The 14,703-nt window shown below is 73.0% G+C and carries 12 protein-coding genes; 4 read left to right on the top strand and 8 right to left on the bottom strand.

The genetic code is table 11. The features are described 5' to 3' along the window. Positions 1-79: 79 nt before the first annotated feature. Positions 80-922: a PucR family transcriptional regulator gene (locus OJ997_RS07850; RefSeq protein ID WP_270024515.1), complete on the bottom strand. Its 843-nt coding sequence runs from the start codon at positions 920-922 to the stop codon at positions 80-82. Here OJ997_RS07850 and OJ997_RS07855 point away from each other — a divergent pair. Further along, positions 905-1,204 carry a hypothetical protein gene (locus OJ997_RS07855; protein ID WP_270024516.1) on the top strand — a complete coding sequence of 100 codons (300 nt, stop codon included), beginning with the start codon at positions 905-907 and terminating at the stop codon, positions 1,202-1,204. The two genes, OJ997_RS07850 and OJ997_RS07855, sit on opposite strands and share 18 nt — an antisense overlap. Here OJ997_RS07855 and OJ997_RS07860 read toward each other — a convergent pair. After that, a complete protein-coding gene (locus OJ997_RS07860; RefSeq protein ID WP_270024517.1) occupies positions 1,188-2,012 on the bottom strand; it encodes a class II fructose-bisphosphate aldolase in 825 nt (274 codons plus the stop codon). The genes OJ997_RS07855 and OJ997_RS07860 overlap by 17 nt on opposite strands. After that, the gene (locus tag OJ997_RS07865; protein WP_270024518.1) at positions 2,013-3,188 is read right to left on the bottom strand and encodes a four-carbon acid sugar kinase family protein; all 1,176 of its coding nucleotides are present in this window, start codon (positions 3,186-3,188) and stop codon (positions 2,013-2,015) included. A gap of 123 nt (positions 3,189-3,311) precedes the next feature. On the opposite strand from OJ997_RS07865, the gene OJ997_RS07870 reads away from it, so the two are divergent. Both OJ997_RS07870 and OJ997_RS07875 read left to right on the top strand, forming a co-directional pair. Next, positions 3,312-4,889 (top strand): S8 family serine peptidase, encoded by a 1,578-nt coding sequence (locus OJ997_RS07870; protein ID WP_270024519.1) that lies wholly within the window; start codon positions 3,312-3,314, stop codon positions 4,887-4,889. 149 nt (positions 4,890-5,038) lie between these two features. Beyond that, on the top strand, positions 5,039-5,593 hold the full coding sequence (locus OJ997_RS07875; RefSeq protein ID WP_270024520.1) for a hypothetical protein: 555 nt from the start codon (positions 5,039-5,041) through the stop codon (positions 5,591-5,593). Here OJ997_RS07875 and OJ997_RS07880 read toward each other — a convergent pair. The 5 genes from OJ997_RS07880 to OJ997_RS07900 form a co-directional block, all read right to left on the bottom strand. Continuing rightward, entirely contained in the window at positions 5,583-6,566 is a 984-nt protein-coding gene (locus tag OJ997_RS07880; RefSeq protein ID WP_270024521.1) for a 1-acyl-sn-glycerol-3-phosphate acyltransferase, read from the bottom strand. The genes OJ997_RS07875 and OJ997_RS07880 overlap by 11 nt on opposite strands. 64 nt (positions 6,567-6,630) lie before the next feature. Continuing rightward, on the bottom strand, positions 6,631-7,461 hold the full coding sequence (locus tag OJ997_RS07885) for a patatin-like phospholipase family protein (RefSeq protein ID WP_270024522.1): 831 nt from the start codon (positions 7,459-7,461) through the stop codon (positions 6,631-6,633). Between the two features lie 67 nt (positions 7,462-7,528). After that, positions 7,529-10,966 carry a M12 family metallo-peptidase gene (locus tag OJ997_RS07890; protein ID WP_270024523.1) on the bottom strand — a complete coding sequence of 1,146 codons (3,438 nt, stop codon included), beginning with the start codon at positions 10,964-10,966 and terminating at the stop codon, positions 7,529-7,531. A 100-nt stretch (positions 10,967-11,066) separates the two neighbouring features. Beyond that, positions 11,067-13,151, bottom strand: a complete 2,085-nt coding sequence (locus OJ997_RS07895; protein WP_270024524.1) for a SpoIIE family protein phosphatase — start codon at positions 13,149-13,151, stop codon at positions 11,067-11,069. Next, positions 13,151-13,480 (bottom strand): STAS domain-containing protein, encoded by a 330-nt coding sequence (locus tag OJ997_RS07900; RefSeq protein WP_270024525.1) that lies wholly within the window; start codon positions 13,478-13,480, stop codon positions 13,151-13,153. Before OJ997_RS07900 ends, OJ997_RS07895 begins: the two co-directional genes overlap by 1 nt. 79 nt (positions 13,481-13,559) lie before the next feature. On the opposite strand from OJ997_RS07900, the gene OJ997_RS07905 reads away from it, so the two are divergent. After that, on the top strand, positions 13,560-14,702 hold the full coding sequence (locus OJ997_RS07905; protein ID WP_270024526.1) for a DNA polymerase domain-containing protein: 1,143 nt from the start codon (positions 13,560-13,562) through the stop codon (positions 14,700-14,702). Position 14,703: the final 1 nt, after the last annotated feature.

Below are 14,703 nucleotides of genomic sequence, written 5' to 3' on the forward strand. Positions count from 1 at the left end.
ACGAACACGCGACACCTGTCGCGCCGAGGGGTCTGACCCCTTAACGCGACAATTGTCGCTAAAGAGGGACAGTCCCTCTTTAGGAACGCGCCTCGTAGAGGCGGAGCAGACGGAGGCCGAGGTGCGCGGTGAGGACGTCGTCGCCGCGGCTGAAGTCGAGGCCCGTGGCCTCTTCGATGCGCTGGATGCGGCGGTAGAGCGACGCTCGGTGCAGGTGGAGCGCCTTCGCGGCGGCGGCGACGTCCCCCCCCGCGTCGAGGAACGCCGTGAGCGCCTCGAACAACTGGTCGCCCCGCCGGTGCGTCGTCAGCGTCAGCAGCGGGGAGACCGGCAGCGGTCGGCCGGCGCCCACCCACAGCTCGGCGACGAGGCCCCAGCTGCCGAGCTTGCCCCAGGTCGCGATCGGGCCGAGCGCGCGGTCGGCCCGGGCGCACAGCGCGGCGAGCTCGGCGTGGCGGAGCGCCTCGTGGGTACCGGCGAGAGCGGTGAACGTGCACAAGCCGCCGGTCGCGCCCGCCGTCGCGAGCTCCGTGGCCAGCGACGGAGCCGGGTCACGCGCGAGGATCACGACCCGGTCGTCCTGGGTGAGCCAGGTGAAGTCCGCGGCACCGCGGCGGCGGCGCAGGCGCTCGGCGATCTCGTCCCCGCCCGCCGAGACCGCGACGGCGTAGGCGCCGCTCGGCGGCCAGCGCAGCGCGGAGGCCAGGTCCGTGGCCACGTCCTCGCCGGTGAACGCGCGGGCGAGCAGGGCGTTGACGCGGGCGCGGCGCTCGTCGACCTCGCGCAGGCGGCCCCAGAGGTTGTTCGCGACCTCCGCGCCGCCGCGGGTGATCGCTTCCCGCTCGGCGTCGGTGAGCTCGCGGTCGCCGACGATCACCCACAGGAACCCGAGCAGGACGTCGCCGTGGCGGATCGGCAGCACGGCGCGCTGGGTCATCCCCAGCGCGGCGTTCTCCGGGAGGTCGACCAGCTCGCGGGCCCGCTGGAGGCCCAGGCCCTCCAGCCACGCGGCGACTTCCGGCGCGGTCTCGCGGGTCAGGATCGAGCTGCGGCGGACCGGATCGGTCTCGTCGGGCTGGGCGCTGTGGGCCAGCAGCCGCCAGCGGCGGTCCTCGACCGAGATCGGCCGGAGCAGCTCCGCTTCGAGGTCGTCGACGATGTCCTGCAGGTCTGCGATGCGGAGAAGCCTATGACCGACCGCTGAGCAGCTCGATCTTTTGGGCCGCCACGGTGGCCATCGCCTCGACCGCGAGCTGCTGGAGCTTGCGGACGTCGTCGCCCACGTCGGCTCGTAGCGCGCCGATGTGCGCGCGGCGCAGCTCCGCGTTGACGTTGACCTTCACGACGCCCAGCTCGACCGCCCCGAGGAGGTCCTCGTCCGGCAGCCCGGAGGCACCGTGCAGCACGAGCGGGACGGGTGTGGCGGCGGCGATCTCGCGCAGCCGCCCGAGGTCCAGCCGCACCGGCCTGGGCGTGAAGCCGTGCACGTTGCCGATCGCGACGGCCAGCGCGTCGACGCCGGTGCGCGCGACGAAGTCCGCGGCCTGGTCGGGATCGGTCATCGCGCCCGCCTCATGGTCGGTCGTGCTGGAGGCGTCCTCGTCGCCGGCGAGCGCGCCCAGCTCGGCCTCGACCCACACGCCCGCGGCGTGTGCGAGCTCCACCACGCGCCGGGTGACGGCCACGTTCGCCTCGTACTCCTCGTGCGAGCCGTCGATCATCACCGAGCTGTAGCCGAGCGCGATGCACGCCTCGATCTCCTCGACGCTGCGGCTGTGGTCGAGGTGAACCCCGACCGGCACGGAGGACGCACGGGCGGCGGCCAGCGCGGCGGCGGCGAGCGGCTCCCGCCCGACGGCGCCGAAGGAGCTCGCGCCGGCCTGGAGCATCACGGGCCGGCCGACGCGCTCGGCGGCGAGCACGATCGCCCGCGTGGACTCGAGCGTGTAGGTGGTGATGGCGGCGACGGCCGCGCCATCCCGCGCGAGCAGATCGGTTCCGGTGGCGAGCATCTACCTGATCCGCTCCACGATCTCGGCCAAAGTCCCCTCGTCTCCCACGTTGCCGGCGAACACGACGTACGGCATCCCGAGCGCGTCGGGGTCCGCGTCGATCGGTCTGAAGACGGAGATCATGCCCGGGAGCAGCTGCCCGAGCACCTCCGCGCGGCGCAGCCCGAGCCCGTGCACGGCGACGTCGTGCGACGTGATCCCGCCCTTGGCGATCAGCCACCCCGGCTTGGCCTTCAGCGCCCGGCGGACCACCTGGGTCACCGCTTCGGACACGCGACGCGAGAACGCGAGGTCACCGTCGACGCGCTCGCGGCTCGTGTAGAGCAGGACGTCGCCGTCGGCGAGGGCGCGCGCCACCCGCTCCCCCACACCGGCCGGGTCGAGGTCGGTGACGTCGAGCTCGACCTCGATCAGCCCGCAGCGCTCCTGGGCGGCCGCGACCTGGCGGCTCGTCAGGCCGACGTGGGAGCCGACGACGACCAGGCCGTGGCCTTTGCGGCGCGGGATCCGCTGCAGCGGCGGGCGCTCCTCCAGCCCCGCGAGGGCGCGCACGAACGACGGCCCGGTGCGGTACAGCAGCGTCCGGCCGGAAGCGCGCGCGGCGGCCACGACCGCGTCGAGGTCGGCGTAGGACTCCGCGTTGACGACGATCCAGCGGCCGTCGCGGACTTCGCCCAGGGCGTCGGTCGAGTCGGCGCTCAGGCTGAGCGCCTCGCCGCCGCCCTGCTCGGCCACGAAGTCGACGAGGTTCGAGGCCTTGAAGCCGAACGTGGTGTCCCGCGCGAACTCGGTCTCGCCGACCGGCGTGTCGCCCGCGTAGTGCACGTCGCCGCGGGTGGCACGCCCCGCCTCGAAGAACGCCGGGATGAGCAGCACGCCGTCGTAGCCCTCCCCCAGCACGTCACGCCGCGCGCGGTCGATCGCCCGCACCTCGGGCAGCACGTGGCCGCGCAGCGTCGAGTCGCTGCGGCTGATGAGCTCGATCGCCGGGTCGTGCTCGAACAGGCGCCGCGCGAGGTCGTACGTCAGCTCGACCGCCGCGTCCTCGGGCAGGGAACGCGTGTTGGTCAGGTAGAACGTCAGCGGGTCGTCGGCCAGCTCGTCGAGCGCGGTGACGATGGTCGCGCCGTAGACGGTCTGCGAGCCGGTCGGATCGTCGTCGAGGACCGCGATCACGGCTCGAACGGTAGGCCAGATCGCGGCGACGCGCTGCGCGATGCCGGTGGATCGGCCGATTGACTGGATGTGCGCCTCGTTCTCAGCCTTGCCCTCGCAGCGCTCGCGTTTCCCGCTTCGGCTGTGGCTGACGACGCGATCATCGTCAAGCGCGTCGGCGGGCTGGACGCCAGCGAGCGCGCGGCCGTGCGCAGCGACGCGGACGTGCGGCTGGTCGAGACGACGACGCTCCCGAACACCGAGGTCGTGACGCCGCGTGACGGCGACGTGGCCGGCGCGCTCGCGGAGCTGGACGCGAACCCGGACGTCCTGTACGCCGAACGCGATCTGCCCGCCTCGCCGGCGACCGACGACTCGCTCTGGGGCTTGCTCTGGGGCCTGCCGAAGATCAGCGTCGCGGACGCGTGGACGCGCACGACCGGCGCCGGCGCGACGGTCGCGGTCGTCGACTCGGGCATCGACACCACGCACCCGGACCTCGCCGGCCAGTTCACCGGCAACCCGGGCGAGCGCGGCGGCGGCAAGGAGACCAACGCCGTCGACGACGACCACAACGGCTTCGTCGACGACTGGCAGGGCTGGGACTTCGCCAACAACGACAACACGGTCGAGACGCAGCTGCACCAGCACGGCTCGCACGTCGCCGGGACGATCGCGGCGGTCGCCGACAACGGCGTCGGCATTGCGGGCGTCGCGCCCTCGGCACGGATCCTGCCGGTGAAGGTGTTCGCCGCGCCCGGCTCGCAGGCCTCGTCCGTCACGATCGCGCAGGCCTTCGACTACGCCGGCAAGCTCGGCGTGCCGGTCGTCAACGCCTCGCTCGGTGGCGTCGGCTACTCGGTGACGGTCGAGAACGTCATCAACTCGCACCCGAACACGCTGTACGTGATCGCGGCCGGCAACGACGGCGCGAACGCCGCCGCCTACTACCCGTGCAACACCGAGGCGGCCAACCTCGTGTGCGTCGGCGCCAGCGACGAGGACGACCTCGCGGCGGACTTCTCCAACACCAGCGCGACCGACGTGGACCTGTTCGCGCCGGGCGTGGAGATCGCCTCCACCGTGCCGGGCGGCTACGTGTACATGGACGGCACGTCGATGGCGACCCCGCACGTGGCGGGCGCGGCGGCGCTGCTCGCCGGCGCGAAGCCGGGCGCGACCAGCCTGGCGATCAAGAGCGCGCTGCTCAGCTCGGTCGACGTGCGCGCCGCGTTCGCCGGGCTGTCGGTGACGTCGGGCCGCCTGAACGCGGCCGCGGCGACCGATGCGGTGCTCGCGATCACCCCCACGCCGACCCCGACGCCCACGCCGGAGCCGCCCGCCCCGACGCCCACGCCGACCCCGCAGCCGCCCGCGCCCACGCCGCAGCCGCCGGCACCGGTGCCGTCCGCGACGCCCACGCCGCACCCGGCGCCGGTCGTCTCGCGCCTCACGGTCGCCGGTCAGGTGACGGCGCGCAGGTCCGCGAAGGTCACGTTCGCCCTCACCGCGAACGCCAAGGTCTCGATCTCCGTGCACCGCGCGTGTGGCGCGAAGGCCTGCGCGAGTGCGGTGAGCCGGTGGTCAAAGTCGGAGAAGGCCGGGTCCCGGACCTTCACCCTCGGGCGCCGCGTGAACGGGCGCACGCTCAAGGCGGGCAAGTACACGCTGACGGTGGCCACGAACGCCGGCTCGCGTTCGGTGACGTTCCGCGTGCGTTGAGCTGACGGGAGGGGGCTCGTCGTCGCGGCTGGCGCGGTCCCCGTGGCGGTTGTGGTGCGTGCGCGGCATCTTGCTCCTATAGACGACACGCGCTCCCGGAACTCATCGCTCATGAGAAGATTTGCCGCGCCGCTACCGTGAGTCCGAGTTTGCGGTCGCTCCTCAATCGCCGGCTGGGTCTGCTCGGCACCGTGATCTTCCTCGGCGTCGCCATCGCGGCGATCGTCGTGATCGCGCAGTTCCTGCCGTCCAAGGGCGAAGACGACCGCGCGGCGGCGACCCCGACGGCCACGGCCGTGGTGAACGACTGCAAGGAGCTCGACCCGCCCTACGGCTCCCCGCCGCAGGACTTCGAGTACGCGCCGGTCGACGAGGCCAAGCGCGCGGAGACCGTCAAGGCCCTGCAGCTCGACGAGGCCGAGGGCAAGGTCGACGTCCGTGACGCCAAGCAGTCGAGCAGCGGCCTCGCGCTCGGCGCCATCGTCGGCGTGCCGAGCAAGGACCCGGCCAAGTACGCGGCGGACCTCGTCGCGAGCGTCCAGACCGGCGGGGCGAAGATCGACCGCCAGGCCGGGTACGTGATCGTGCCGCTCTCCAACGGCCGCGGCGTCGCGGTCGGCATCAAGGGCTGCCGCACGGTCCTGATCAGCGCGCAGGACCCGAACGCCACGAAGTTCCTCGCCGCGGCGATCTTCAGCGAGTAGCGCGCCGCTCGGCGACCCACGCGTCGAGCTCGGCCCACCACGCGAACAGCCAGTCGATCCGCGCGTCGGCGCCCTCGGGGATCTCCTCCGCGGGCACGTGCCAGAGCTCGAGCTCGATCGTCTTCTGGTCCGGCAGCGTCCGCCAGGTCTCGCGCACGCCCTCCGGGAAGCCGGCGTGCGCGAAGAACACGACGTCGGCGTCCGGCGCGCCCTCGAGCGCGGCCAGCGCCCCGCCCGGGCGCGGCGCGCCGAGATGGCCCATGGCGGAGGCGCGCTCGGCCTCGCGATGATGGCCGCGATGGAGCAGCCGCTCGATCGCGCGCTTGCGCCGCTCGGCCGTGACGTTGCCGCCTTCGGGGAAGATCAGCACCGCGTCGTCGGCGCCGAGGCCTTCGCTCATGTCCTTGATCTCGCGCTCGATGTCGCCGCCGCGCGGGTCGACGAACCGGTTCGGCAGCCGGCGGCCGATCACGTCGATCAGCGGGTCCAGCGCGAGCAGCTGGTGCATGACGATCCGCGGCCGCCGCCGGTGGCGTCGCAGCAGATGGTCGAGCACGAGCAGCGAGTCGCCCTCGCCCGAGTGGATCGACAGCACGATCAGCGGCCGCTCACGCGCGGAGAGCGCCGCCTCGGCCGCCTCCGAGCCGCGCAGGACGAGCCGGACGCGCGCGACCCGCAGCGCCGCTCGGGCGATGCCGCCGACGAACCAGCGCAGCACGGCGTAGTGCGGACCCAGCCGGCCACCCCGGCCGGACGCCCACAGCAGCGCGCAGGCCGCGACCGCGGCGACGTGCCCGGTGGCGTAGGCGAGCGCGAGCGTGAGCGCGCGCAGCGGCCGCCGCCCGCCGACGAACGGCGACAGCGCGGCGGCGATCGCGGTGAGCACGGGCGCGGCGGCGATGAAGGCGAGCTCGACGGCGAGCACGAGCGGCGCGACGGTGACACGCCGGACGCGCGGCGGTGGGACGCGCATCAGGCCGCGGCCTCGGCGAGGCGCGCGGGCGCGGCCCCCTCGCGCGTCGTGGGCGGGCGCGGCGTCACAGGCCGCGCGCCTGGAGGTACTCGGCCGAAGCGGCGTGGGCGCGGGCGATGCTGTCGGTCACGTTCACGCCGGCGCGGTAGCGCAGCGCGGAGAGGTCGTTGTACTTCGGCGGCTCGATCTGGCCCGTGGGCATGACGTGGAGCTCGACGGTGTCCGGGAGCGCGGCGAGGTCGCCGACGAAGCGGTGGCGGCGCGCGACCTCGAAGGCCACGAGCGCGACCTCCCAGGGGCGCCGGGGCGGCTCCAGCGGGCGGTCGACGCGGCCGACGTGCATGACGAAGATGCGGTCGGCGCCCAGGGCGACGGCGCGGCCGACCGGGATCGAGTTGACGATCCCGCCGTCGATGAAGTGCTCGCCGCCGATCTCGACCGGCGGCAGCAGGCCGGGCACGGCGGCGCTCGCCAGCACCGCGTCGACCAGGGACCCGGACGTGAACCAGTGCTCCGCGGCCTTCTCGATGCTCGCGGCGACGCACTCGAAGCGCACCGGCAGGTCCTCGATCAGCGGGATCTCGAGCGCCTCGTCCAGCTGCGCCCGCAGCGAGGCGTTGTCGTGCAGGTGCGTCCCGGTCCGGGCGAGCGTCGCCAAACGGTTGAAGAGCGAGCCCGAGAACACGTCGGAGCCTTCGAGCCGCCCCCACACCTCGCCGAGCTTCAGGGCCTGCTCGACCGTGGGTGCGGTGGCGATCGCGGCGCCGTTGATCGCGCCCACGCTCGTGCCCACGACCATGTCCGGAGCGATCCCGCGCTCGACGAGCGCGCGCAGCATCCCGGCCTCGTGCGCGCCGAGCTGTCCACCGCCGCCGAGCACGAACGCCGTCGTCATGGCCACGAAGTTAGCGGGACCGACGAGCGGCGCGGTCAAAGGCTGACCGCGCCGCCCATTCAGAGACCTACGGGTTCGTGGTGCTCAACGTGAACGTGAGCGTCTTGCTGTACGTGCCCGTGCGCAACGGATCGTTCGCGTTGATCTGCTGCTTGAACGTGACCGGCACCTTCTCGTTGGAGGTCGGCGCGGTCCACGTCTTGACGACGCCCAGGCCCTGCAGCGGCTGCGGCAGGGAGAACGCGCCGTTGACCAGGTGGCCGGTGGCGTTGGTGCTCGGGTCGGCGACCGTGAGGGTCGCGTCACCCGCCGTCGAGAGGACCGTGGCCTCCGTCGTCGCCGTGTACTCGCGCGCGACGCCCGGCACGAAGGACGGGAACGTCGCGGGCGCGCCGAGCGTGAGGCTCAGCGTCGCCGGCACCGTGCCGCCGACCGGCGCCGTCGGCGCGGCCGTGAGCGAGAAGTCGGCGTGGTTGACGTCGAAGAACACGTTGCCGATCGCCTCGACCTTGATGCGGACCTTGGTGGCGGTGACCGAGGGGAACGTGACCTCGGCCGAGCCGTCGTTCGGCGTGCTCGCGGCGAGCACCGTCGGGTAGGTCAGACCGCCGTCCGTGGACAGGCTGATCTTGACGTTGGCGACGTTGATCGGCGCGACGTCCGTACCGGCGACGTCCCACGTCACGTTCTGCTTGGTGGTCCCGAAGATCACCTGGTTGACGGCCTGCGAGGTGACGCGGAACGGGCTCGCGAGCGGCGCGATCGTCACCTTGGTCTGCGCGAAGCCGAGGCCGCCGCCGGCCATCTTGCCGTCACGCGCCGTCAGGCGGAACGTGAGCGAGCGGTCCGACAGGAAGCCGACGTAGTCCGTCGTCGGCAGCCACTCCGAGAAGCACTCCCGCAGCGGGATCGGCAGCGCGGTCGGCGCCGGCGGCACCGTGCCCTCGCAGCGACCCGTGCGCGCGTTCGTGTTGTCGGCCAGGATCTGGAGCATGTCCGGGAACGTCCGCGTCGGGTTCGTCCCGGCCAGGTTCAGGCCCGGCGAGTGGTACTTGAGCGAGTCCTCCAGCGAGATGTCGGCGCCGACGCCGAGCTGGCGGAAGACCACGCCGTTGGTCTTGGTCTGGTTGACCAGGGCCGTGCCGGCGGTGCTGCCGCCCTGGATGCCGGCCGGGTCGTTCTGCTCCCACATGTACGTGACCGCGTCACCGTCCGGGTCGGTCGCCGCGCCGGTGAGGGCGAACGGCGTGCGCGGCGGGATCGTGTAGCCGCCGGGCACGGTCACGTCCGGGGCGTGGTTGCCCGTGGGCGTGATGGTGTTGCCCTTGTTGTCGATCGGGCCGCCCTTGGCGGTCTCGCCGACGAAGCCGGTGCCGCCCTCGACGGCGACCGTCAGCGGGGCGAGGTTGAGGTTGGCGAGCGTGCCGCCGAACGTCACCTGGAAGCCCGTGGTGTCGAACGTGCCGCCGCCGAAGCCGGTCACGGTCGCCGTGGCGCCCGCGCCGAGGATGCCCGCGCCGCCCTTGGTGGTCTCGACGACCGTGGCCTCGGTGCCGGTCGCGCCGGCGATCGTCAGCGCGTCGACGTCGATGCCGGCCAGCGTGCCGCCGAGCAGCAACGTGTAGCCCGTGTCGGTGATGGTCGAGACGGCGACGGTCGCGCCCGCGCCCAGGATGCCGGTGCCGCCCTTGGCCGCTTCACGCACGGCCGAGGTGTACGTGCCCGTGCCTTGGACGACGGCGATCGACGGCACGTCGGTGCCGGCGAGGCCGCCCGCGAACGTGACGGTGAAGCCGGTGTTGCCCGCGCCCGTGATCGTGGCGGTGCCGGTCGCGCCGAGGATCGCGTTGATCGCCGCGGCGACGCTCGCGTTGCTGATCGCCGTGCCGCCGAGGCCGAACGCCGGCGTCGTCTGGCCGTTGACCTGCAGGCTGAACGAGCCCGTCGTGGGCAGGAACCCGGTCAGCACGACCTGCTGCTGCTCGTTGCCGCCGACGAGCGCGTTGGTGATGCCCGCCGCCGTGTTGTTCTGGCCGCGGACGATCGGGTGGCTCTCGACGCCCTTGAAGACCAGGCGGTACGAGTCGCCGTTGGTGTCGTAGCCGACCAGGCGCACGGCCTGGACCTCCTGGCCCGCGAGCGCGGCCTGGATGTCGGCGGCGGTGTAGTTGGCGCCGTTGACGAACGGGCCGACGGTCTTGCCGTCGTAGGTCAGGGTCAGCGAGTCGGTGCCGCTGAAGTCACGCAGCGAGACGGTCTGGACCTCGGAGATCGGCGGGCTGTCACGAGTGACCAGCGCGAGGATCTCCTCGTAGCTCTTCGGCGCCCAGTACGGGTCCGAGTGCGGCTGCAGGTTGTCCTGCTGGCAGATGCCGGCGTAGGCCATGATCGACGAGCCCGAGCCCGGCTCGACCGAGGTCTGGCCGGAGCGGTTGCCACCGCAGTTGGACTGCGTGCCGTTGAACGTGTGGTTGCCGGCGAACTGGTGGCCGATCTCGTGCGCCACGTAGTCCACGGCGAAGTAGTCGCCGATCGGCGTCGCGAGGCCGGTGCAGCCACCCGCCTTGTTGTTGCCGCCGATGACGCCCAGGTTGGCGACGCCGCCACCCGAGTTGCCCATCGCGATGTGGCCGACGTCGTACGCGCTCGCGCCGATGATCTGGCCGATCGCGATCCGGTTGCGGCTGAGGACCGGGCTGCAGCTGTTGGTCGCGGTGTAGCAGGGCGCCGAGCCGCACGGCCCGTTCGCACCCGTGGCCATGGCGACCGTGTTCAGGTTCAGCTTGTCGGTGTCCGCGACGAGGATCATGCGGATCGCCGACTCGGTCTCGTAGATCTGGTTGACGCGGTTGATCAGCGTCACCTTGGCGGCCGTCACGTTGGCGGCGCCGTGGTAGGTCGCGTAGCTCGGGTCGGTGACCAGCGCGAGGCGGTACGTGCGCAGCTGGATCTCCGGGCCGAGGTCGGAAGCGACCGTCCCGGACGACTTGATGGCGTCGCCGATCGGCTCGATCTCCGCGATCGCCTCGGCGCGGTCCTCCGCGTCACGCGTGAAGTAGCTGACGTAGGTCTCGTCGTCGCCCTTGTAGTACGGGTCGACGTACCAGCCGCCGCTCTGCGTGCGGACCGACGCGTGGAACCCCTGCGGCGTCGTGTCGGCGACGACCGAAGCGGTCGGGTCGTCGAGGCCGTGGCCCGCGTACGTCTTGATCTCCGGATGCTTGGCCGCGAGGCCCGCTTCCATGATCGAGTACTCGTGGACCTTGAAGCGCTGCGTGCCGCCGCCGGGTGCCGGCAGCTCGAGGATCGTCGTGGCGCTCGCGGCTCCGCGGCTCTTGGCCGCGCTCGCGAGGGTCGCCTTCAGACCCGCCGTGTCCAGGGTGAACGCCTTGAAGCTGCTCGGCGTGACCTCGGCGTTCTTGGCCGAGAGCTTCCCCGTGATCGGTTCCCATACGTCTGCGTGCGCAGCCGCAGGTGCCGCCGCGGCCACTGCCGCAGCGGTCAACAGCCCAGCCGTGAGCCGTCCCACTCTCATCCCACTGACCCCTCTCGTCTTCCTTGAGTCCCCTCCGACTCAGGAAGTCTTCACACCGTCGCCCCGGAAATCAAGCAAGTCTGACCGGTAGGTCTATCGCCAGCACGGCGGTGTCGTCGGCCTGCTCGCCGCGCTGGAACGCGCTCAGCGCGCGGTCGATCGCGGCCACCGCGCCCGCGGCGTCGGTGACCCCGCGCAGCGCCGCCAGCAGCCGCTCGTCCCCGAAGCGCCCGTCCTCCCCTTGCGCATCCGTGACCCCGTCGGTGTAGAGCACGAGCACGTCGCCCGGCTCCAGGACGAGCGACTCGGGCTGCCAGTGGGCGTCCGGCCAGGCGCCGAGCATCGGTCCGAAGCGGCCGACGGGCCGGGGCTCGCCGCCGCGGACGAGCAGGGGCTGAGGATGGCCCGCGCACAGCACGTCGGTGGTCTGCGCGGTGACATGGACGATCGCGACGGTGCACGGCGCGAGCTCCGCGCGGTCGGTCAGCGCGTGGTTGAGCTGCTCGAGCGCGGCGGCCGGATCCGACAGCAGCCGCCCGGCGGTGCGCAGCGTGTGCCGGGCCTGGCCCGTCTGCGCCGCGGCGGCGGCGCCGCGCCCGGTGACGTCGCCGACCAGCAGCATCCAGCCGTGCTCGGTCGGGAACGCGTCGTAGAAGTCCCCGCCGACGAGGTTCTCCGCGCCCGCCGGGCGGTACAGGCTCGAGACGCGCAGGCCGGGGATGGTCGGGAGCGCGTCGGGCAGCAGGCCACGCTGGAGCGTGCGCGCGATCTCCGAGCGCTCCCGGTACAGCTGCGCGTTCTCGACCGCGATCCCGGCCCGCCGGCCGAGGTCCTCGGCCAGGGCCTGGTCGGCGGCGCTGAACCGGCGGCCGGACTCCGCGCTCGCGAACGTGATCGAGCCGATCGGCCCGCCGGCGCCGAGCATCGGCACGGCCATGAACGCGCGCAGCCCGAGCCGTCCCGCGGCGGCGCGCTGTTCCGGGTCGGGCACGATCCGCGCGAGCGTCTCGTCGTCGATGTCGTTGACCCGCAGCGAGTTCCCGCTCAGGACCTGGATCGCCCCGGGCGCGTCCAGCTTGGCGGGGTAGCGCTCCTGGTACTCGTGGGCGAGCTCGAGCTTGGCCGGGTCGCGGTGCACGAGCGCGACGCTGCGCAGGTGGGTGGCGCTGGGCATCGTGACGTTGCACCAGTCGGCCAGGCGCGGGACCGAGAGCCGCGCGATCCGGTCCAGCGTGCGCTCGTAGTCGAGGCTGGAGGCCAGCAGCGCGCTGACCTGCGCGAGAAAGCGCTGCGTGTGCTCGGCGCGCTTGACCTCCGTCACCTCCTCGATGACATTGACCGAGAGGCCGCCGGCCACCGGCGTGGACTTGAGCACGCGCCAGTGCTCGGCGCCCGTGTCGCGCCGGATGGCCCGCACCAGCAGCGGCTCCGGCGTCTCGCCGCGCAGGACGCGGGCGCCGGGGAGGTCCGCCAGCGCGAGTGGCCGGCCGGCCTCGTCCGAGCTCTCCCACGCGTCGGCGATCGTCTCGAGCGGCGTGGTGAGCAGCGTCTCGGGCGTGTCGAAGCCCAGCGTGGTCGCGGCCGCCTGGTTGGCGTAGATGAGCGCGCCGCTCGCGTCCTGGATCGTGACCGCCTCGGCGAGGCTGTCGAGCGCCGTGACCAGGCGATCGACCTCCGCGAACAGCCCCGAGTTCTCGAGGGCGAGCGCGGCGCGGCCGCCGATCAGCTGCGCGAACTCGCGATCCTCGACGCCGTACGTGCGCCCCGGCGGCGCGGTGAGCCGCATCGTGCCGATGGCGCGCCCACGGGCGCGCAGCGGGACGGTGATCGAGTCCGAGGTGTGCGCGGCCGCCTCCCGGCGGTCCAGGTCGATCTCGCAGGTGGCCGCGAAGCCCGGCGTGAGCAGCGCGCGCATCCGCTCGACCACCTCCGGGATCGTGAGGTGCGTGTCGGCGATCTGCGCGGCGCCGCGGACCAGCGCGAAGCGCTCGCGCTCGGCCCGCAGCGCGGCGCGTCCGCGCATCGTGCCGAGGTAGAACAGCACGGCCGGGACGGCCACGATCAGCAGGAGCGCGAGGGCCAGCGGCGCGATCAAACCTGTCAGCACCAGGACGAACGCCGCGACGAGCGGCGCCACGACCCGGGCGTCGCGCATCACCCCTCCGGCGGCGTGTCGAGCATCCGCACGCGGCCGTCGAGGCCGACGAGGTCGAACACCCGAGCCACCTCACCGCCGCCGCGCACGACCGCGAAGCGGCCGTTCAGGTCTCGCGCGAGCTGCACGACGAGCCGGATTCCGGTCGAGTCGATGAATCGAATGTCCCGCAGATCCAGGACGATCTCGCACTCCGAGTCCGCGTGCGCCTCCTCGACCTCACGGCCGACGCGGTCCACCGTGGCGAGGTCGATCTCGCCGGCGGGCACGACGACGATGGCGTCGCCCACGCGTCGACGCGTCACCGTGAAGTCCGGACCAGCCTCCATCCCGACGCGATCTTCTCAGGGACAGCGCCACTCGACCAGTCCAGGTTTTCGTCGGGGCCTCGCGAATAGGCTCAATGCGATGGCCAAGAGCGAGTACACGATGCTCGAGGTCGCCGGGCGCGAGGTCCGGCTCTCGAACCCCGCGAAGGTCTACTTCCCCAAGCCCGGCTGGACGAAGCTCGACCTCGCGACCTACTACCTGACGGTCGGCGAGGCGGCGCTCCGGCACGTGCGCGAGCGGCCGACGATGATGAAGCGCTTCGTCAGCGGGATCATGGAGGACCCGATCTGGCAGAAGCGGGTGCCGCAGAAGGTCCCGGACTGGCTGCAGACGGCGACCGTCGCCTTCCCGTCCGGCCGGACCGCCGAGGAGCTCGTGGCCAACGACGCCGCACATCTCGTCTGGGCGGTGAACCTCGGCGTGATCGACTTCAACCCGTGGCCGTGCCGGCGCGCGGACCTCGACCGCCCCGACGAGCTGCGCGTGGACCTCGACCCCGGGGACGGGGTCGCCTGGGACGACGTGCGGCGGGTCGCGCTGGTGGCCGAGGAGGTGCTGCGCGACCACGGGCTGCGCGGGTACCCGAAGACGTCGGGCTCCAAGGGCATCCACATCCTCGTGCGGATCACGCCCGACTGGGAGTTCCTGGAGGTCCGCCGCGCCGCGCTGGCCCTCGCGCGCGAGATCGAGCGGCGCGCGCCCGACCTCGCCACCTCCAAGTGGTGGAAGGAGGAGCGGCACGGCGTCTTCGTCGACTACAACCAGAACGCGCGCGACCGCACGGTGGCCTCGGGCTACTCGGTGCGCCCGACGCCGGACGCGCGGGTCTCGTGCGCGCTGGAGTGGTCGGAGGTGGCCGACGTCGAGCCGGGCGAGCTGCGGATCGACACGGTGCCGGAGCGGCTCGCGCGCGTCGGCGACCCGTCGGCGGACATCGACGACGATCCCGGCTCGCTGGACGCGTTGCTCGACCTCGCGCGGCGCGACGAGGAGGGCGGGCTCGGCGACGCGCCGTGGCCGCCGCACTTCCCGAAGGCCGCGCGCGAGCCCAAGCGCGTGCAGCCGAGCCGCGACGCCGACCGGCCGGCGCAGCGCGGCCGCGCCGGCGACCCGCAGCCGGGCGGGCCTCCCCCAGGCTTCTCCCTACAGGACCAGCGCGGGTTCGGCGCCAAGCCGCGGACCGGGCAGGGCCACCTGCACGAGTTCGACGAGGACGATTAGC

This window comes from Solirubrobacter phytolaccae (genome assembly GCF_027587195.1).
In the GTDB taxonomy this organism is placed as follows: domain Bacteria; phylum Actinomycetota; class Thermoleophilia; order Solirubrobacterales; family Solirubrobacteraceae; genus Solirubrobacter; species Solirubrobacter phytolaccae.

What these genes read in the sequence shown, in the direction of transcription:
- OJ997_RS07880 (WP_270024521.1), bottom strand. Translation starts at nt 6,566, where the DNA reads ATGCGCGTCCCACCGCCGCGCGTCCGGCGTGTCACCGTCGCGCCGCTC.
- OJ997_RS07885 (WP_270024522.1), bottom strand. Translation starts at nt 7,461, where the DNA reads ATGACGACGGCGTTCGTGCTCGGCGGCGGTGGACAGCTCGGCGCGCAC.
- OJ997_RS07895 (WP_270024524.1), bottom strand. Translation starts at nt 13,151, where the DNA reads ATGCGCGACGCCCGGGTCGTGGCGCCGCTCGTCGCGGCGTTCGTCCTG.
- OJ997_RS07860 (WP_270024517.1), bottom strand. Translation starts at nt 2,012, where the DNA reads ATGCTCGCCACCGGAACCGATCTGCTCGCGCGGGATGGCGCGGCCGTC.
- OJ997_RS07905 (WP_270024526.1), top strand. Translation starts at nt 13,560, where the DNA reads ATGGCCAAGAGCGAGTACACGATGCTCGAGGTCGCCGGGCGCGAGGTC.
- OJ997_RS07900 (WP_270024525.1), bottom strand. Translation starts at nt 13,480, where the DNA reads ATGGAGGCTGGTCCGGACTTCACGGTGACGCGTCGACGCGTGGGCGAC.